The organism is Caballeronia sp. Lep1P3, assembly GCF_022879595.1.
Taxonomy (GTDB): Bacteria; Pseudomonadota; Gammaproteobacteria; order Burkholderiales; family Burkholderiaceae; genus Caballeronia.
This window is the reverse complement of sequence record NZ_CP084265.1, coordinates 475,721-494,734: the sequence shown is the minus strand read 5'-3', so window position 1 is coordinate 494,734 and position 19,014 is coordinate 475,721. Positions and strand designations below refer to the sequence as shown.

Here is a 19,014-nt window from a genome sequence, read left to right as displayed (position 1 = left end):
TTTCTCTTGAACCTGAATGACCGCGCACGCGCAACATCAACGCAGCTTGAGCGTCGACAACCCGAACAGACACAGCATCAACGTGATGATCCAGAAGCGCACCACCACTTGCGTTTCCGTCCAGCCGGACAATTCGTAGTGGTGATGCAGCGGCGCCATCTTGAAGAAACGGCGGCCTTCGCCGTAACGGCGCTTCGTGAACTTGAACCAGAAGACCTGCAGCATCACGGAGAGCGTTTCGGCCACGAAGACGCCGCCCATGATGAACAGCACCACTTCCTGACGCACGATCACGGCGATGGTGCCGAGCGCCCCGCCGAGCGCGAGCGCGCCGACATCGCCCATGAAGACTTGTGCGGGGTGCGTGTTGTACCAGAGGAACGCGAGGCCCGCGCCGCCCATGGCCGAACAGAAGATCAGCAGTTCGCCCGCGCCCGGAATGTGCGGAAACAACAGGTATTTGGAGTAGACGGAGCTGCCCATCACGTAGGCGAATGCGCCGAGCGATGCGCCCACGAGCACGACCGGCATGATGACGAGCCCGTCGAGGCCGTCGGTGAGATTCACCGCGTTACTCGACCCGACGATCACGAAGTACGTCATCGCGATGAAACCCCACACGCCAAGCGGATACGTGATGGATTTGAGGAACGGCAGCATGAGGTCGGCGCGCGCGGGCAGGCCCATCGAGAGGCCGCTGCGCACCCACGCCATGAAGAGATCGAACACGCGCGTGTTGCTGGCTTCGGAGACGCTGAAAGCCAGATAAACGGCCGCGAACAGGCCGATGACCGATTGCCAGAAATACTTCTCGCGCGACGACATGCCGCGCGGGTCCTTGTGCACGACCTTGCGATAGTCGTCCACCCAGCCGATCACGCCATAGCCGAACGTGACGAGCATCACGATCCACACGAAGCGGTTCGTGAGATCGGCCCACAGAAGCGTGGACACCGCGATGCCGATGAGAATGAGCACGCCGCCCATCGTCGGCGTGCCCGACTTCACGAGATGCGTCTGCGGGCCGTCCTTGCGCACGGCCTGACCGACTTTCATCGCGGTCAGCTTGCGGATCACCCAGGGGCCGCAGACGAGACCGATCAGCAGCGCCGTCGCCGTGGCGCCCACCGCGCGGAACGTGATGTAGGTGAACACGCGCATGAAGCTGGCGTCATTCTGAAGCCATTGCGCGAGTGCGAGTAGCATGCTTGTCCTTCTCTTTCTGTGAGTCAGTGTGCGGCGGGCGCGTTGCCCGCAGCGGGTTGTTGTGAAGTCGTCAGCGCGTCCACCACGCGCTCCATCTTCATGAAGCGCGAGCCTTTCGCGAGATACGTTGCATGCGCGCCGAAGCCCGCGTTCAGCAGGGCCGCAACCAGTTCGCCGACATCGCCGAAATGTTGCGCGGCCTGCTTCGACGCCGCTGCGTTGAATGCGTTCACTGAATCGCGGCTTGCGTCGCCGAGCGCGAAGAGCGCGTCGATACCGCGTTCGGCCGCATAAGCGCCGACTTCGCGATGAAACGCCGGCCCTTCCTCGCCGACTTCGCCCATGTCGCCCATCACGAGCACGCGCGGCGATGCCTCGCGCGCGAGCACGTCGATGGCGGCGCGCATGGAATCGGGATTGGAGTTGTACGAATCGTCGATGACGGTTGCGCCCGCGAGCGCGCCGAGCACCGCGCGCTTGACCTGCAGGCGGCCCTTGACCGGCTCGAACGCTTCGAGGCCGCGCTTGATCGCATCGAGCGACACGCCCGCCGCGAGCGCGGCCGCCGTCGCCGCCAGCGCGTTGCGCGCGTTGTGTTCGCCGAGCACCGCAAGCGCGATGTCGACATTGCCTTGCGGCGTGCGGACGTGAACCGTCGTGCCATCGAGCGTGCCGGTGACGGCCGCCTTCGATTCGTCGCCGGTCAATGCGAAGTCGATGATCGCGTTGCCCGTCGCCGCGACGCGCCAGATGCTCGCGTAGCGGTCGTCGGCGGGAAAGACGGCCGTGCCGGTGTCGCCAAGCGCGTGAATCACCGACGCATGTTCGAGCGCGACAGCCTCGACCGTCGCCATGAACTCCTGATGCTCGCGCTGCGCGTTGTTGACCACGGCGACATCGGGCGCCGCGATCTTGCCGAGCGCGTCCGTCTCGCCGGGATGGTTCATGCCGAGTTCGACGACCGCGAGCTTGTGCGCCGCGTTCAGGCGAAAGAGCGTGAGCGGCAAGCCAATGTCGTTGTTGAAGTTGCCCGCCGTCGCGAGACGCGCTTCGACGCCCACGTCAGCCGCAAAGATGGACGCGATCATTTCCTTGACCGTCGTCTTGCCGTTGCTGCCCGTGACCGCGACGAGCGGCATCGTGAAGCGCTTGCGCCAGCCGTGCGCCAGCGCACCGAGCGCCGTGCGCGTGTCCTTTACCTTGATGACTGGCAACGGCCAGGCATCCGAATTGCGTAGCTCGCGCGAGACGAGCGCCGCAGCGGCGCCGCCCTTCGCAACCTGATCCAGGAAATCATGCGCATCGAAGCGATCGCCCTTTACCGCGACGAAAAGATCGCCCGCCTGAATGGCGCGGCTGTCGGTGACGACTCGCTCGATCGCGATATTGGCGTCGCCCTCGAGCACTGCGCCGGGAATGAGCGCGGCGGCTTCGCGCAGGGTGAACATCGTCATTCGGCACCTCCGCGCTGCTGCGTGGCGCGTGCTGCAAGCGCGAGGCGCGCGTGATCCTGGTCGGAGAACGCGCGCTTCTTGCCCATAATTTCTTGCGTGGCTTCGTGCCCCTTGCCCGCGAGCACCACGACATCCTCGCGTGCCGCCGCGCGCACGGCCTGCAAGATGGCGCTCGCGCGATCCTCGATGCGCCGCGCCTTGCCTGCGTTCTTCATGCCGCCCGCGATCTGATCGATGATCGCGACGGGATCTTCGCTGCGCGGATTGTCGCTCGTGATGACGACCTGATCGGCGAGACGCTCGGCGATTTCGCCCATCAGCGGACGCTTGGTCGCGTCGCGGTCGCCGCCGCAGCCGAACATGCAGACGAGCTGGCCGCCGCGCGCGCTCGCGATCGGGCGCAATGCGGCAAGCGTTTTGTCGAGCGCGTCGGGCGTGTGCGCGTAGTCGATCACGACGAGCGGCTCGTCGCTTTGAAGCCGTCCGCCGAGACGCTCCATGCGGCCATTGACCGACTCGAGCTTCGTGATGCGCGCGAGCGCGGCGTTGAACGGCACGCCCACTTCGAGCAGCACGCCGAGGACCGCGAGCAGATTGCTCACGTTGAACGCGCCGAGCGTGCCGACTTCGACTTCGGCCTCGCCCCAGTCCGACGAGAGATGAAACGCCGTACCGACGGACGTCGCGCGAACTTGCGTTGCAAGCAGCATGGCGTCGGCGGCTGGCGCGGCATCGGCGGGCATGTCGACGCCGTAGGCAATCGTGCGGACCTTGCCGCGCAGCGACTCGATCAGACGCTGGCCGGCCGCATCGTCGCGATTGACGATTGCGGTCTTCAGCGAAGGCCACGCGAAAAGACGCGCCTTCGCCGCTTCATACGCGGCGAACGTGCCGTGATAGTCGAGATGATCCTGCGTGAGATTCGTGAAAATGGCGATGTCGAAGTCCGTGCCGTTCACGCGCCCCTGATGCAGCGCGTGCGAGGACACTTCCATCGCGACCGCTTCCGCGCCCTGCGCCTTCAGTTGCGCGAGGCTGCGCTGGAGTTGCGGCGCATCGGGCGTGGTGAAGCCGGTATGCAAGAGCTTGCCCGGCATGCCGATGCCGAGCGTGCCGACGATCGCGCACGGACGGCCGAGCGCGGTGAGCGCGGTCGCGATCCACTGGCTGCACGATGTCTTTCCGTTCGTGCCCGTCACGCCGACGGTGAGCATCGACGCGGTGGGCTCGCCGTACCACGCGGACGCGATGGGGCCGGCAAGCGCGTTGAGCGCGCTCACGGCGAGCGTCTTCGATGCGTCCTCCTGACCCGCGAAGCCTTCCGGCTGATACAGCGCAGCCGCCGCGCCCGCGCCGAGCGCCGCGTCGAGATACGGGCGGTTGTCCGCGCCGTCGACGGCATACGCGAGGAACACGTCGCCGTTTTTGAGCGAGCGCGTGTCGGCGTGCAACTGAGCCTCGGGGCGCGCGTGTGCGCGCAGCCATTGAACCGCGTTCGAAACGTCCTTCTGCATCTTGCTCTGACGGGACTGCGCGCTCATCGCACGACTCCCGGATGGGTTCTCGTATTGCTCGACACCGCGACTTTCTTTGCGGTGTTCGCGTTGTTCACATTCGACGGCGCCGTGGCGGGGTTCGGCTCGTCCGTCACGACCATCTGCTTGACCGGCATGTCCGGCGGCACGTTGAGCGCGCGCAGCGTATCGCCGACAATGCCCGAGAACACCGGACCCGAGACTTGTCCGCCGAAGTGACTGCCGGCCGTCGGTTCGTCGACGGAAACGGCCACGACGATGCGCGGGTTCGGCATCGGTGCCATGCCGACGAACGACGCGCGGTACTTCGAATGATCGTAGCCGCGGCCCGCATGCTTATACGCCGTGCCGCTCTTGCCGCCGACGCGATAACCGGGCACCGCCGCATCCGGCGACGTGCCGTTTTTCGACACGACGGCTTCGAGCATTGCGCGCACTTCGCGCGCAGTGGTCGGGGAGAAGACCTGCTGGCCGACCGGCGGCTGATCGCCCGGCGTGCGGAAAATGGACACGGGCAGGATCATGCCGTCGTGCGCAATGGCCGTGTACGCGCGCGCAAGCTGAAACAGCGATGCCGACAGGCCGTATCCATAGGACATGGTCGCCTGCTCGATGCGGCGCCAGCTCTTCCACGGCCGCAGACGTCCGGTGACGGCGCCGGGAAACCCGACCTTCGGCGCCTGACCGAGCCCGATGCTCGTGTACATGTTCCACATTTCCTCGGGCCGCAATTGCATCGCAATTTTGGTCGCGCCGATATTGCTCGACTTCTGAATCACGCCGCCGACGGTGAGCGTGCCGAAACCGGAATCGTCCGTGATGCGCGCGCCGTCCAGCACGAACACACCGCCGCCCGTTTCGACGAGCGTATTCGGCGTCACGCGATGCAGATCGAGCGCGAGCGAAACGGTGAACGGCTTCATGATCGAGCCCGGCTCGAAGGTGTCCGTCAGAATGCGGTTGCGCAACTGCTCGCCGGTCATGCGCGAGCGGTCGTTCGGGTTGTAGGTGGGATAGTTGACGAGCGCGAGCACTTCGCCCGTCTTCGTATCGATGACGATCGCCGCGCCGGCTTTCGCCTTCGACTTCTCGACGGCCGCCTTCAGGTTCGTGTACGCGATGTACTGAATCTTGCTGTCGATCGAAAGCTCGACGTCCTGGCCGTTATGCGGCACGACCTGCTCGTCGACGTCCTCGACGATATGGCCCATCCGGTCCTTGATGACGCGACGCATGCCCGGCGTGCCGGCGAGGACGTTCTGGTCGCCGAGTTCGACGCCTTCCTGACCCTTGTCTTCAATATTAGTAAAGCCGATCAGGTGCGCGGTGATTTCGCCTTCCGGGTAGAAGCGCTTGTATTCGCCGCGCGAATAAATGCCGGGAATGTCGAGCGCGGCGACCTTCTGCGCGACTTCCAGCGGCACCTGACGCTTCACGTAGACGAACGTCTTGTCCATCGACAGCTTCGCGCGCAGGTCTTTCTGCGACATGTCGAGCAGCTTCGCGAGTTCCGCGAGCTTGTCTGCGCCGAGATCGTTCGGAACGGCTTCGGGGATGGCCCAGATCGCCTTCACCGGCAAGCTGGTGGCGAGCACGAGACCGTTGCGGTCGCGAATCTGCCCGCGCGTGGCGGGCATCTCCAGCGTGCGCTGATAGCGGCTTTCGCCCTGCTTCTTGAAGAACGCGTTACCGGGGCCCTGAATCCAGAACGCGCGCCCGGCCAGCGCGACGAACGCCATGAAAAGCAGAAACACGACGAACTTCGAGCGCCACATTGGCAGGCGCACGGCGAGGATCGGGTTCGGCGTGTAGGCGACGTCTTTCTGCTTCGCGGACTTCTTCATCGTTTGGCTCCGCGAGCGGGCGGCGCCGAGGCCGGCAGCGGCGGCGGCATGGGCGCATCGGCGGCCTTCGCGGTCGCCGGGTCGTAGGTGAGATATTGCGTGCGGCCGGTCGTCACGGGCTGCATCTTCAGTGAGTTAGTGGCCAACTGCTCGATGCGCGATGTCTTCGACAACGCGCTCTGCTGATACTGGAACTGCGCGTAGTCCTGCTGAAGCTGGCGTTCCTGCGACTGCGCCCGCTGCAGTTCGATGAACACTTGCCGCTGTTTGTTGGTCGAGCTGACGACCGACAGCGCGCAGGCGAGCACCACCATCAGGAGAAAAATGTTGAGACGGTTCATGGCGCGATGCGCTCCGCGATACGCATGACCGCGGAGCGGGCGCGCGGGTTGCCGGCGACTTCGGCCTCGCTCGGAAACACGCGGCCGACGATCCGCAGAGGCGGACTCGGCAGATCGACCGCGCGGATCGGCAAGCGACGATCCACCGCCGGCGCGCTCGACTGCGCCTGCATGAACCGCTTGACGATCCGGTCTTCGAGCGAATGAAAGCTGATCACGACCAGCCGCCCCCCTTGCTCCAACAACGAAAGTGCCGATTCAAGAACTACTTGCAGTTCCGCAAGCTCTTGATTGATGTGAATCCGTATAGCCTGAAAGGTGCGGGTTGCCGGATCCTTACCCTTTTCACGGGTCTTGACGACGTGACCCACGATTTCGGCAAGCTCGCGCGTGCTGACGAGAGGCCCAAGACGGTCGGACTCTGCCCTGCGAGCAACAAGCGCCTTTGCAATCTGAAAAGCAAACCGTTCTTCCCCATAATCTCTGATCACCTCCGTCATTTCCTGCACCGTGGCCCGTGCGAGCCACTCGGCCGCCGACTCGCCGCGAGTCGGGTCCATCCTCATGTCGAGCGGGCCTTGCGCGCGAAAGCTGAAGCCGCGCTCGGGGTCGTCCACTTGCGGCGACGACACGCCCAGGTCCAGCAACACGCCCGACACCTTTTGCACTCCGCGTTCGCTCGCTGCATCGCGCATCGACGCAAAGCTGTCGTGCACGATCGACAAGCGCGCGTCCTGAATCTGTTGCGCCGTGGCGATCGCGAGCGGGTCTTTGTCGAAGGCGAGAAGCCGCCCCGACTGATCCAGCTGCTCGAGAATTGCCCGGCTATGACCGCCGCGCCCGAAAGTGCCATCTATATAGATGCCGTCGGCGCGCGTGATCAGTCCGTCTACCGCTTCCTTCAACAGCACCGTGCGATGCTGCAGTTCATTTCCCATCGCTGGTGCCATGTTGTTCAGCGCCGCGTCAGAAAGTGAAGTTCTTCAGCGCGTCGGGCATGCCCTGCGCCATTGCCGCGGCTTCCTTCGCCGCATACGTCTGCGAATCCCATAATTCGAAGTGCGCGCCCATGCCGAGCAGCGTCACCTCTTTTTCGAGCGAAGCGGCAGCACGAAGCTCGGGCGATACGAGCACGCGCCCGGCGCTGTCCAGTTCGACGTCCATTGCATTACCGAGAAAGATGCGCCGCCACCACATCGCTTCCATGGGGAGCGCGGCGACCTTGGCACGAAAGACTTCCCACTCCGGGCGAGGAAAGAGCAACAGGCATCCATCCGGGCTCTTCGTGAGCGTCACCCGGCCTTCTGCCTGCCCTTGCAGCGCTTCCCGATAGCGGGACGGAACCGACATCCGTCCTTTCGCATCGAGCGTCAGCGCCGACGCCCCCTGGAACACTCGCCCTTCTCCCCGTTGTCGGCCACAGTGATCGCGTCAGCGATGAACGCGATTGAGGCCAAAGCTGTCGACGTCCCACGATGGTGTCGTCCCGCCGCGAAAATGCCTGAAAGTGGCCTGTGAATCACACAAAGAACCACTTTCTCACACTGTCTCCCACTTTAGAGGAAGGTATTTCCTCGGTCAAGACGCGGAGGTTTTTTTCGGGAGTCTTTTACTCGTTAGAACAAGGACTTAGCGAAGGGACTTGAGAGAGCGCGGAAGAGGAAAACCGTTTGAAATTAGGAGACTAGTACGCGTTGTGAAGGTGAAGTGTGAAATTTGACAGACAAGACGCGTGAAATGTAACGGTTTCCCATGATGAAAACCGCAGGCGCGGGCGGCTGGTCGTTGCCGAATGCTGCCGCCTCTCGCTGTTTCGACCTTAAACGTAGTAAGCGGTTCGGGTCATCACCTTGGCCGCCGCCCGCATCAGCGCGCGCACCGGAAACGGCATTTCGCCGCCGCCCGCGCCGATGGCCGCCGCCGCATGCGCGCTTTCATCGAGACGCATCTGCTCGACGATGGCACGCGACGCGTAATCGGTCGCCGGCAGCGTCTTCATGTGGCCGTCCAGATGTTGCTCCACTTGACGCTCCGTCTCGGCCATGAAGCCCAGGCTCGCGCGATCGCCGAATCGTCCCGCGACGAAGCCGATCGCCACTGCGCCCGCGTACCACAGCGGGTTCAGGAGACTCGGACGCGAATCCAGGTCTTTCAGACGCTGCGCCGTCCACGCGAGATGGTCTTCCTCCTCGCGAGCCGCCTGTTCGAAGCTCTGCTTGAGTCCCGGCGACGAGGTCGCGAGCTTCTGCGCCTGATACAGCGCCTGCGCGCAGACTTCGCCGACGTGGTTCACGCGCATGAGGCCGGCCGCGTGCGCCTTTTCCTTCTCCGTGAGTTGCGGCTCTTCCGCGACCAGGCCGCCGTCGACCGAAAGCGGCGCGTTCGACTCCGGGATCGGCCGCGACATGCGGCTCACGCCGGCGATGGACCGCAAGCCCCGGTCGAATTCGCTAATGAGTTCGTCGAGCGTCATGTTCTCACCTCTTGATTCATGTTCATCATTTTTGGGAGCGCCGTGCGCAGTCCTTCAGCAATCCCTATTCTTCCGCCGATCATGCGAAAACATCCCGCCGCGAGCTCCACTTTTTGTAATTAGGGGAAACACGACTCGCAAAATCGCTGCAAAACCAAGATTTTAGCGCATGTTGCGTAAACGTCACATGCGGGCCGGACGCTGCCCCCTTTTCCTTTGTCCGGAAAGTTGTTCTTGTTACATTACGTGTCACCTTCGTAAAGAAGTGCCTCGGCAGGGACCGTCAACACACTGGCGCTAGAACAGTGAACCTTGCCAAACAAGTCGCAAAAACACTCTCTGGAGATCTTTTCAATGAAAAAGTCGCTTCTCGCTTTGGCAGCATTGGGCGTCTTCGCTGGCGCCGCACATGCGCAGAGCAGCGTGACGCTGTACGGCATCATCGACGCGGGCTTCCTGTATTCGAACAACAGCGGCGGCCAGAAGCTGTATGCGCTCAACAGCGGCAACGTGCAGGGTAGCCGTTGGGGCCTGCGTGGCACGGAAGACCTGGGCGGCGGTCTGAAGGCGCTGTTCGTCCTCGAAAACGGCTTCAACGTGTTCAACGGCCGTCTGGGCCAAGGCGGCGACGAGTTCGGCCGTCAAGCGTATGTCGGTTTGTCGACGGCGCAATTCGGCACGGTCACGCTGGGTCGCCAGTACGACTCCGTGGTCGACTTCACCGGCGCATTCGAAGTCGGCAGCCAGTGGGCGACGTACTTCGGCGCGCACCCGGGCGACCTCGACAACATGAACAACTCGAATCGCGTGAACAACGCGATCAAGTTCACGAGCGCGAACTACGCCGGCTTCACGTTCGGCGGCCTGTACAGCCTCGGCGGCAATGCTGGCCAGTTCAACCGCAACCAGATTTGGTCGGTTGGCCTCGGCTACTCGCAAGGTCCGCTGCAATTGGGCGCTGGCTACCTGAACGTCAAGGATCCGAACTACTCGTTCTTCGGCAACAACGCGACGTCGGCTACGGCTGCATCGGCTGCGGCCTCGAACATGGGCGGGAGCCGCGTGTACTCGGGCTTCGCATCGGCGCATACCCAGCAAGTGATTTCGGCTGGCGCGGCTTACACGTTCGGCGCAGCGACCCTCGGCGCGACGTATAGCAACACGCAGTTCAAGGATGTCGGCACGGACGCGGGCGCGGGCCTGAACCCGGCTGGTTACGCGGGCGGTTCGGGCAAGTTCCACAACGCCGAAGTCAACTTCAAGTACCAGCTGACCCCGGCTCTGTTGCTGGGCGTCGCTTACGACTACACGAAGGGCTACGGCCTGGCGAACGCCAAGTACCATCAAGGCATGCTCGGCGCGGACTACTTCCTGTCGAAGCGCACCGACCTGTACATCGACGGTGTGTACCAGCACGCTTCGGGCACGGACTCGACGCGCACGGCAGCCGTGGCGAACATCAATGGCCTGTCGCCGTCGTCGACGTCGAACCAGGTTGCGGCGCTGGTCGGTATCCGTCACAAGTTCTAAGAAGCTCGTAATAAAGCGGTACTTGCTGAAAGGCGCCTTCGGGCGCCTTTTTTTCATTTCGGCGATGCGCGTCGCGGACGAAAAAAAGCCTTCGCGTCTGACGGCGAAGGCCTTCCCTATGCGCTGTCGGACCGATCAGACAGTCCCGTCGCGCAGTTCCCGACGCAGAATCTTTCCGACATTGCTCTTCGGCAAGTCGCTGCGAAACTCGATGATGCGCGGCCGCTTGTAGCCCGTAAGCCGCTCCTTGCAATACGCGATGACGTCGGCTTCGGTCAGGTTTTCGTCCTTGCGCACGATGAAGAGCTTCACCGCTTCGCCCGAGTTCTGGTCCTTGACGCCCACCGCCGCGACCTCGAACACGCCCGGCAGCATCGCCACGACGTCCTCGATTTCGTTCGGATACACGTTGAAGCCCGAGACGAGAATCATGTCCTTCTTGCGATCGACGATCTTCACGTAGCCGCGCTCGTCGAACACGCCGACATCGCCCGAGCGAAAGAAGCCGTCCGGCGTCATGACCTTGGCCGTTTCGTCCGGCCGATTCCAGTAACCCGCCATCACTTGCGGACCCTTGATGCAGATTTCGCCCGCCTTCCCGAGCGGCAGTTCGTTGTTGTCGTCGTCGCGGATCGAGACTTCCGTCGATGGCAACGGCAAGCCGATCGTGCCGGTATATTCGGTCGCCGTGACGGGATTGCACGTCACGCACGGCGACGTCTCGGACAACCCGTAGCCCTCGACGATGGGCACGCCGGTGGCGGCGAACCAGCGCTTCGCAACGGCTTCCTGGACCGCCATGCCGCCGCCATTCGCCGCGATGAGTTTCGAGAAATCGAGCCCCTTGAATTCGGGATGATTCAAGAGCGCGTTGTACAGCGTGTTGACGGCGGGGAAAGTATTGATCTGGAAGCCCTTCAATTCCTGGATCATGCCGGCTACGTCGCGCGGATTCGGGATCAGCACGCCCAGACCGCCCGTGCGGATGGTCAGCATTCCGCACACCGTCAACGCGAAGATGTGATAAAGCGGCAGCGCCACGACACACACGAATTGGTCGATGTCCGGCCGCCGCTTGCGCGCCGGTTCGAGCCAGACTTCGGACTGAAGTACGTTCGCGATGACGTTGCCGTGCGTGAGCGTCGCGCCCTTGGCCACGCCCGTCGTCCCGCCCGTGTACTGCAGAAACGCGATGTCGTCCGGGCCTTGCTGAACCGCTTCGAGCGTGTGACGCGCGCCCTCGGCGATGGCGTCGTTGAAACGGACGCTGCCCGGCAGCGTCCATTCGGGCACCATCTTCTTGACTCGACGAACCACGAAGTTGACCACCAGGCCCTTCGCGCCCATCAGGTCGCCCATCGCCGCGACGACGACGTGCTTGATCGCGGTGTTGCCGATCACGGCCTGAAGCGTGACCGCGAAGTTCTCGAGAATGACGATGGCTTCCGCGCCGCTATCGCGCAGTTGATGTTCGAGTTCGCGGGACGTGTAAAGCGGATTCACATTGACGACGATATACCCCGCGCGCAGCACCGCCGCGATCGCGACGGGATATTGCAGCACGTTCGGCATCATCAGCGCGACGCGCGCGCCGCGTTTCAGGCCTCTTTTCTGGAACCACGCGGCGAGCCTCTTCGACAAGTCGTCGAGTTCGCGATACGTGATGGCTCGCCCCATGCAAACGAACGCGCGGCGATCGCGGTTCTTGCGGAAGCTGTCTTCGAGCAATTGCGACACCGAGCGATACGCCGATGCATCGACCTCCGCAGGCACGCCAGCCGGATACGATTTCAGCCAAAGTTTGTCCATTCGGCGTCTCCTTTATCTAATTTTCGAATGGTCGTGCGAAAACGAAATGCTAGCCGCTCGTTTCCCTTCCGACAATCCGGTTAGACGCCGCTCTCCAGACTCTTTCGAGCCTGTCCAATTCAAACTTCTCAATGCAATGACTCCACTTCGACCAGGCAGTCGTAGAACGTCGCCGATCCCCCAAGATCGGTCAATGCCTGGCTCGTGACTTGATTGGCGTTGCAGCCATCGGGGGACAACTTCTTCCACCAGATCGACAGGCCGACCACGACGCCTTCTCGCGCGCGGTCCGTCACGCGCGCGCGGGCCTGCATCGAACCGCGATCGTTGAAGATTCGCACCAGCGCGCCATTCTCGATGCCCCGCGCTTGCGCATCCGCTGGATGGATGTCGAGATGCGGTTCGCGTTCCGTCGCGCGAAGGCTCTGGATATTCACGAACGTGCTGTTCAGGAAATTGCGCGCGGGTGGCGAGATCATCGCGAGCGGATAACGCGCGGCCAGTTCAGGCGCGCCCTCGACCGACTCGTAAGGCGGGAGGAAATCGGGCAATGGATCGAGGCCTTCGCGTTTCAGACGCTCGCTGTAGAACTCGCATTTTCCGGACGGCGTGCGAAAGCCGCCTTCGGCGAGCGGTGCATCCGGAACCTTCAGCTCGAGCCAGCGCGACGTCCTGAGCGTGTCCCAGCTCTGGCCTTCGAGCGTCGCGTCGTTCCAGCGGAATGCCTTCGACGCGATGTGCTCGTCGCTCTCGAAAAGCGCCGGCTCGGACAGATCCATTGCGCGCGCGAGACCGCGGAAGAATTCGGTGTTCGGACGCGCATCGCCGACAGGCTCGATAGCGGGCAGGTTCGCCATCACATGCGTGTGGCCGTACGACTTGTGGACGTCCAGATGTTCGAGTTGCGTGGTCGCGGGGAAGACGAGGTCGGCGTAATCGGCGGTGTCCGTCTGGAAATGTTCGAGCACGATCGTGAAGAGATCCTCGCGCGCGAAGCCGGCCGCGACCTTCGCCGAGTCCGGCGCGACCGCGACCGGATTCGAGTTGTAGACGATGAGCGCCTCGACCTTCGGGCCGAAGGATGCGTCGCCGGGATGCAGCAACGCGTCGCCGACGGCGTTCATGTTGATGGTGCGCGGCGCCTTCTTCGGCCAATCCGGCAGCAAGTCGGGACGCTCGAGCGCGGTATTGTCGACGGGCGCCCAACCCGATGACGACAGCAACAGCCCGCCGGAACGCTCGCGCCATGCGCCTGTCAGCGACGGCAGGCAAGCGACGGCGCGTACCGCGTTCCCGCCGCCACGCACGCGCTGCATCCCGTAGTTCAGGCGAATGGCAGCCTTTTTCGTCGATCCGAATGCGCGCGCAAGTTCGACGACGGTTTGCTCCTCGATCCCGCAGATCGCTGCGACGCGCGATGGCGGGTACTGTTCGGCGCGCGCGGCGAGTTCGTCGAAACCGAGCGTGTGGGCCGCGATGTATTCGTGATCCAGCAGGTCCTCATGAATGAGCACGCGGATCATGCCGAGTGCGAGCGCGGCGTCGGTGCCGGGCCGCAATGCAATGTGCTGATGACACTTCTCGGCAGTCAGCGACCGGTACGGGTCGATGGCGATGAGCTTTGCGCCGCGCCGTTTCGCTTCCTGCGCGCGCGTCCAGAAGTGGAGGCTCGACGCGATCGGGTTGGCTCCCCAGATCAGGATGACTTCGCTCTCGTCGAAGAACTCGACGTGCATCCCAAGACTCGCGCCGTAGGTATAGCGCAGTCCGGCCGCGCCGGCTGCGGCACAGATCGTCCGGTCCAGCCGCGACGCGCCGAGCACATTGAAGAACCGCGCAGCGATGCTTTCGCCCTGCACGAGCCCCATCGTGCCGGCGTAGCTGTACGGCAGGATCGCTTCAGGCGCGCGCCGCGCGATGGGCGTAAGCCGTTCGGCGGCGATGCGCAGCGCTTCATCCCAGCCGATCGGCTCGAACTGGCCCGCGCCTTTCGGCCCGACCCGGCGCAGTGGCGTGAGAAGGCGCTCCTTGTGATGCGTGCGTTCGGCGTAGCGCGTGACCTTCGTGCACAGGACGCCCTGCGTCGGCGGATGATCGGGATCGCCGCTGACCTTCACCGCTTTGCCGTTTTCCACGGTGACACGCATCGCGCACGTATCGGGGCAATCGTGCGGGCATACGGCTCGGGCGAATTCGGCTGGGGCGTTCATCGGGAAGTCCAATCGATCGGAATATTGGCGGCAGATGACAGGATTCTATTACGCGCGCCGTCCGGTCGACCGAAGCTGTCACAAATAGTGGCGGCGTAGAATGAAACATCGCGTGCCGGCACGCAAGTTCGTATTCAACGAGAGAGCGGTTCAAATGAATCTGATTGCGGAAATCGAAGCATCGCACGAGGAGATCAAGGCTCTTCGACGAACGATCCATGCTCATCCCGAGCTGCGCTACGAGGAAGTGGGCACCGCGAAGCTGGTCGCGGACAACATGGAACGCTGGGGTATCGAGGTGCACCGCGGATTGGGCAAGACGGGCGTCGTAGGCGTGCTCAGACGCGGTTCGGGCGGCGCCTCGATCGGACTACGCGCGGACATGGACGCGCTGCCCATTCAGGAAACCAACGCATTCGATCACAAGTCCAGAAACGACGGGCGCATGCACGCCTGCGGTCACGATGGTCATACCGCGATGCTGCTGGGCGCGGCCAAGTATCTCGCCGAACACGGGAAGTTCAACGGGACGGTGGTGTTCATGTTTCAGCCCGCCGAAGAAGGCGGCGCGGGCGCCAAGGCTATGATCGACGACGGGCTCTTCACGCGCTTTCCCGTCGATGCCGTCTTCGGCATTCACAACTGGCCGGGCATGCCGGCGGGACACTTCGGCGTTACCCAAGGTCCGATCATGGCGTCGAGCAATGAATTTCGGATAACCATTCGCGGCACCGGCTCGCACGCGGCAATGCCGCATAACGGACGCGATCCTGTTTTCGCCGCTGTGCAGATCGCGAACGCGTTGCAGAGCATCATCACGCGCAACAAGAAACCGCTCGATACGGCCGTGCTTTCGATCACGCAGATCCATGCGGGGGATGCGGTGAACGTGGTCCCCGATCGGGCGTGGCTCGGCGGGACGGTGCGCACGTTCACAGTGGAAACGCTCGACTTGATCGAAACGCGGATGCGAAAGATCGCGGAAGCAACGGCATCGGCCTATGACTGCGACGCGGATGTGCACTTCCATCGAAATTACCCGCCGACGATCAACGATCCCGCGCAGACGAAGTTTGCAGCGCAAGTGATGGCGGAGGTGGTGGGCAGCGAGAATGTGGACGCGGCCGTCGAACCGACGATGGGCGCCGAAGACTTCTCGTTCATGCTGCTCGAGAAGCCGGGGTGTTACGCCTTCCTCGGCAACGGGGATGGTGGACATCGAGAGCATGGACACGGCGCAGGTCCTTGCATGCTTCACAACGCCAGTTACGATTTCAACGACGCGTTGCTTTCGGTCGGGTCTTCGTACTGGGTGCGATTGGCAGAGCGATTCTTGGCTTCGTAGATATTCGGGTGTCGTGTGGGCCGATGCTTGCGCCTGCGCTGTTCCGGCAGGCCTTGCGTTGCGTTGCCGCCGCCCCAATGCAAAAACCCCACCTTTGTGGGGTGGGGTTTTTGCGTTGCAGCATGAGGAGCCTGACGATTACCTACTTTCACACGGGAATCCGCACTATCATCGGCGTGGAGTCGTTTCACGGTCCTGTTCGGGATGGGAAGGGGTGGGACCGACTCGCTATGGTCATCAGGCATGACGGGTTGTCGCGTCGCACGGGGGTGCGCCACGACCAATCTGGGAAGAAGTAGTGGGTAGTGACTGGTCTGGGCACAGTCGCTTACTCAACCGGCGCAGGTTAAGACACACCGGTTATAGGATCAAGCCTTACGGGCAATTAGTATCAGTTAGCTCAATGCATTACTGCACTTACACACCTGACCTATCAACGTCCTGGTCTGGAACGACCCTTCAAGGGGCTCGAAGCCCCGGGGATATCTCATCTTAAGGCGAGTTTCCCGCTTAGATGCTTTCAGCGGTTATCTCTTCCGAACATAGCTACCCGGCGATGCCACTGGCGTGACAACCGGTACACCAGAGGTTCGTCCACTCCGGTCCTCTCGTACTAGGAGCAGCCCCCTTCAAATATCCAACGCCCACGGCAGATAGGGACCAAACTGTCTCACGACGTTTTAAACCCAGCTCACGTACCTCTTTAAATGGCGAACAGCCATACCCTTGGGACCGGCTACAGCCCCAGGATGAGATGAGCCGACATCGAGGTGCCAAACACCGCCGTCGATATGAACTCTTGGGCGGTATCAGCCTGTTATCCCCAGAGTACCTTTTATCCGTTGAGCGATGGCCCTTCCATACAGAACCACCGGATCACTATGACCTGCTTTCGCACCTGCTCGACTTGTCGGTCTCGCAGTTAAGCACGCTTATGCCATTGCACTATCAGCACGATTTCCGACCGTACCTAGCGTACCTTCGTACTCCTCCGTTACACTTTGGGAGGAGACCGCCCCAGTCAAACTGCCTACCATGCACTGTCCCCGATCCGGATCACGGACCAAGGTTAGAACCTCAAACAAACCAGGGTGGTATTTCAAGGACGGCTCCACCGAAACTGGCGTTCCGGTTTCATAGCCTCCCACCTATCCTACACAGATCGGTTCAAAGTCCAATGCAAAGCTACAGTAAAGGTTCATGGGGTCTTTCCGTCTAGCCGCGGGGAGATTGCATCATCACAAACACTTCAACTTCGCTGAGTCTCGGGAGGAGACAGTGTGGCCATCGTTACGCCATTCGTGCAGGTCGGAACTTACCCGACAAGGAATTTCGCTACCTTAGGACCGTTATAGTTACGGCCGCCGTTTACCGGGACTTCAATCAAGAGCTTGCACCCCATCATTTAATCTTCCGGCACCGGGCAGGCGTCACACCCTATACGTCCACTTTCGTGTTTGCAGAGTGCTGTGTTTTTATTAAACAGTCGCAGCCACCAGTTTATTGCAACCTCTTCACCCTCCTGGCGCAGGCCAGTCAAGCTACAGAGGCGTACCTTATCCCGAAGTTACGGTACCAATTTGCCGAGTTCCTTCTCCCGAGTTCTCTCAAGCGCCTTAGAATACTCATCTCGCCCACCTGTGTCGGTTTGCGGTACGGTCATCGTTAGACTGAAGCTTAGAGGCTTTTCTTGGAACCACTTCCAATTGCTTCGCTTCCGAAGAAGCTCGCGCCACACCCTTGAATTGCGCACCCGGATTTGCCTAAGTGCCTTCTCCAATGCAGCGACCGGGACGTCCAACACCCGGACAACCTTCCGCGATCCGTCCCCCCATCGCATCTAACAATGGTGCAGGAATATTGACCTGCTTCCCATCAGCTACGCATTTCTGCCTCGCCTTAGGGGCCGACTCACCCTACGCCGATGAACGTTGCGTAGGAAACCTTGGGCTTACGGCGAGGGGGCTTTTCACCCCCTTTATCGCTACTCATGTCAGCATTCGCACTTCCGATACCTCCAGCACGCTTTTCAACGCACCTTCGCAGGCTTACGGAACGCTCTCCTACCATGCGAGTTAAACTCGCATCCGCAGCTTCGGTGACTGGCTTGAGCCCCGTTACATCTTCCGCGCAGGACGACTCGATCAGTGAGCTATTACGCTTTCTTTAAAGGGTGGCTGCTTCTAAGCCAACCTCCTGACTGTTTTAGCCTTCCCACTTCGTTTCCCACTTAGCCAATCTTTGGGACCTTAGCTGGCGGTCTGGGTTGTTTCCCTCTTGACACCGGACGTTAGCACCCGATGTCTGTCTCCCGTGATTGCACTCTTCGGTATTCGGAGTTTGCTATGGCGTAGTAATCCGCAATGGACCCCACAACCATGACAGTGCTCTACCCCCGAAGGTGATACACGAGGCACTACCTAAATAGTTTTCGGAGAGAACCAGCTATTTCCAAGTTTGTTTAGCCTTTCACCCCTATCCACAGCTCATCCCCTAACTTTTCAACGTTAGTGGGTTCGGTCCTCCAGTACGTGTTACCGCACCTTCAACCTGGCCATGGATAGATCACTTGGTTTCGGGTCTACGCCCAGCAACTGATCGCCCTATTCGGACTCGCTTTCGCTACGCCTGCCTTAATCAGTTAAGCTCGCTACTGAACGTAAGTCGCTGACCCATTATACAAAAGGTACGCCGTCACCCGTTTCCAGGCTCCGACTGTTTGTATGCATGCGGTTTCAGGATCTATTTCACTCCCCTCCCGGGGTTCTTTTCGCCTTTCCCTCACGGTACTGGTTCACTATCGGTCGATCACGAGTATTTAGCCTTGGAGGATGGTCCCCCCATCTTCAGACAGGATTTCACGTGTCCCGCCCTACTTGTCGTACCCCTAGTTCTTCCACGCTGTTTTCGCTTACAGGGCTATCACCTGCTATGGCCGCACTTTCCAGAGCGTTCAGCTAACAACACAGATAAAGAGTACAGGCTGATCCCATTTCGCTCGCCACTACTCTGGGAATCTCGGTTGATTTCTTTTCCTGCGGTTACTTAGATGTTTCAGTTCACCGCGTTCGCTTCACATGACCTATGGATTCAGTCATGGATACTCCATACGGAGTGGGTTTCCCCATTCGGACATCTTCGGATCAAAGCTCGTTTGCCAGCTCCCCGAAGCTTTTCGCAGGCTACCGCGTCCTTCATCGCCTGTGATCGCCAAGGCATCCACCACATGCACTTGTTCGCTTGACCCTATAACGAGTGCGTCTCCCA

12 protein-coding genes and 2 rRNA genes are annotated in these 19,014 nt (G+C 61.6%); 2 read left to right on the top strand and 12 right to left on the bottom strand.

Features of this window, described 5'->3' with window-relative positions; genetic code table 11:
* Window positions 1-36: 36 nt before the first annotated feature.
* The 8 genes from mraY to coq7 all read right to left on the bottom strand — a co-directional run bounded on the left by mraY (window position 37) and on the right by coq7 (window position 8,853).
* The gene (mraY, locus tag LDZ27_RS02345; protein WP_244815143.1) at window positions 37-1,206 is read right to left on the bottom strand and encodes a phospho-N-acetylmuramoyl-pentapeptide-transferase; all 1,170 of its coding nucleotides are present in this window, start codon (window positions 1,204-1,206) and stop codon (window positions 37-39) included.
* A gap of 23 nt (window positions 1,207-1,229) precedes the next feature.
* On the bottom strand, window positions 1,230-2,660 hold the full coding sequence (murF, locus tag LDZ27_RS02340; RefSeq protein ID WP_244815142.1) for a UDP-N-acetylmuramoyl-tripeptide--D-alanyl-D-alanine ligase: 1,431 nt from the start codon (window positions 2,658-2,660) through the stop codon (window positions 1,230-1,232).
* Window positions 2,657-4,201, bottom strand: coding sequence for a UDP-N-acetylmuramoyl-L-alanyl-D-glutamate--2,6-diaminopimelate ligase (locus LDZ27_RS02335; protein ID WP_244815141.1), 1,545 nt, complete (start codon window positions 4,199-4,201; stop codon window positions 2,657-2,659). Before LDZ27_RS02335 ends, murF begins: the two co-directional genes overlap by 4 nt.
* The gene (locus LDZ27_RS02330) at window positions 4,198-6,039 is read right to left on the bottom strand and encodes a penicillin-binding protein 2 (protein WP_244815140.1); all 1,842 of its coding nucleotides are present in this window, start codon (window positions 6,037-6,039) and stop codon (window positions 4,198-4,200) included. Before LDZ27_RS02330 ends, LDZ27_RS02335 begins: the two co-directional genes overlap by 4 nt.
* Entirely contained in the window at window positions 6,036-6,380 is a 345-nt protein-coding gene (ftsL, locus tag LDZ27_RS02325; protein ID WP_244815139.1) for a cell division protein FtsL, read from the bottom strand. The genes LDZ27_RS02330 and ftsL overlap by 4 nt, the downstream gene beginning before the upstream one ends.
* Complete coding sequence (gene rsmH / locus LDZ27_RS02320) at window positions 6,377-7,330, bottom strand: 16S rRNA (cytosine(1402)-N(4))-methyltransferase RsmH (RefSeq protein ID WP_244815138.1); 954 nt, start codon at window positions 7,328-7,330, stop codon at window positions 6,377-6,379. Before rsmH ends, ftsL begins: the two co-directional genes overlap by 4 nt.
* Before the next feature lie 16 nt (window positions 7,331-7,346).
* Window positions 7,347-7,775, bottom strand: coding sequence for a division/cell wall cluster transcriptional repressor MraZ (gene mraZ / locus LDZ27_RS02315; RefSeq protein ID WP_035510172.1), 429 nt, complete (start codon window positions 7,773-7,775; stop codon window positions 7,347-7,349).
* Between the two features lie 424 nt (window positions 7,776-8,199).
* Window positions 8,200-8,853 (bottom strand): 2-polyprenyl-3-methyl-6-methoxy-1,4-benzoquinone monooxygenase, encoded by a 654-nt coding sequence (gene coq7, locus LDZ27_RS02310; RefSeq protein ID WP_244815137.1) that lies wholly within the window; start codon window positions 8,851-8,853, stop codon window positions 8,200-8,202.
* A gap of 354 nt (window positions 8,854-9,207) precedes the next feature.
* On the opposite strand from coq7, the gene LDZ27_RS02305 reads away from it, so the two are divergent.
* Window positions 9,208-10,383, top strand: coding sequence for a porin (locus LDZ27_RS02305; RefSeq protein ID WP_244815136.1), 1,176 nt, complete (start codon window positions 9,208-9,210; stop codon window positions 10,381-10,383).
* Window positions 10,384-10,518: 135 nt separating this feature from the next.
* Here the strand turns inward: LDZ27_RS02305 and LDZ27_RS02300 are convergent, their stop codons facing one another.
* Window positions 10,519-12,192: a long-chain fatty acid--CoA ligase gene (locus tag LDZ27_RS02300; RefSeq protein ID WP_244815135.1), complete on the bottom strand. Its 1,674-nt coding sequence runs from the start codon at window positions 12,190-12,192 to the stop codon at window positions 10,519-10,521.
* A gap of 128 nt (window positions 12,193-12,320) precedes the next feature.
* Complete coding sequence (locus LDZ27_RS02295) at window positions 12,321-14,402, bottom strand: molybdopterin-dependent oxidoreductase (protein ID WP_244815134.1); 2,082 nt, start codon at window positions 14,400-14,402, stop codon at window positions 12,321-12,323.
* Window positions 14,403-14,556: 154 nt separating this feature from the next.
* Here LDZ27_RS02295 and LDZ27_RS02290 point away from each other — a divergent pair, with 154 nt between their 5' ends.
* Window positions 14,557-15,747, top strand: a complete 1,191-nt coding sequence (locus tag LDZ27_RS02290; protein WP_244815133.1) for a M20 aminoacylase family protein — start codon at window positions 14,557-14,559, stop codon at window positions 15,745-15,747.
* Between the two features lie 129 nt (window positions 15,748-15,876).
* Here the strand turns inward: LDZ27_RS02290 and rrf are convergent.
* Window positions 15,877-15,989: ribosomal RNA gene (gene rrf / locus LDZ27_RS02285) — 5S ribosomal RNA — on the bottom strand.
* A 122-nt stretch (window positions 15,990-16,111) separates the two neighbouring features.
* Window positions 16,112-18,993: ribosomal RNA gene (locus tag LDZ27_RS02280) — 23S ribosomal RNA — on the bottom strand.
* Window positions 18,994-19,014: the final 21 nt, after the last annotated feature.

Coding starts and splice junctions, on each gene's coding strand:
- mraY (WP_244815143.1), bottom strand. CDS start 1,206: ATGCTACTCGCACTCGCGCAATGGCTTCAGAATGACGCCAGCTTCATG.
- murF (WP_244815142.1), bottom strand. CDS start 2,660: ATGACGATGTTCACCCTGCGCGAAGCCGCCGCGCTCATTCCCGGCGCA.
- LDZ27_RS02335 (WP_244815141.1), bottom strand. CDS start 4,201: ATGAGCGCGCAGTCCCGTCAGAGCAAGATGCAGAAGGACGTTTCGAAC.
- LDZ27_RS02330 (WP_244815140.1), bottom strand. CDS start 6,039: ATGAAGAAGTCCGCGAAGCAGAAAGACGTCGCCTACACGCCGAACCCG.
- ftsL (WP_244815139.1), bottom strand. CDS start 6,380: ATGAACCGTCTCAACATTTTTCTCCTGATGGTGGTGCTCGCCTGCGCG.
- rsmH (WP_244815138.1), bottom strand. CDS start 7,330: ATGGCACCAGCGATGGGAAATGAACTGCAGCATCGCACGGTGCTGTTG.
- coq7 (WP_244815137.1), bottom strand. CDS start 8,853: ATGACGCTCGACGAACTCATTAGCGAATTCGACCGGGGCTTGCGGTCC.
- LDZ27_RS02305 (WP_244815136.1), top strand. CDS start 9,208: ATGAAAAAGTCGCTTCTCGCTTTGGCAGCATTGGGCGTCTTCGCTGGC.
- LDZ27_RS02300 (WP_244815135.1), bottom strand. CDS start 12,192: ATGGACAAACTTTGGCTGAAATCGTATCCGGCTGGCGTGCCTGCGGAG.
- LDZ27_RS02295 (WP_244815134.1), bottom strand. CDS start 14,402: ATGAACGCCCCAGCCGAATTCGCCCGAGCCGTATGCCCGCACGATTGC.
- LDZ27_RS02290 (WP_244815133.1), top strand. CDS start 14,557: ATGAATCTGATTGCGGAAATCGAAGCATCGCACGAGGAGATCAAGGCT.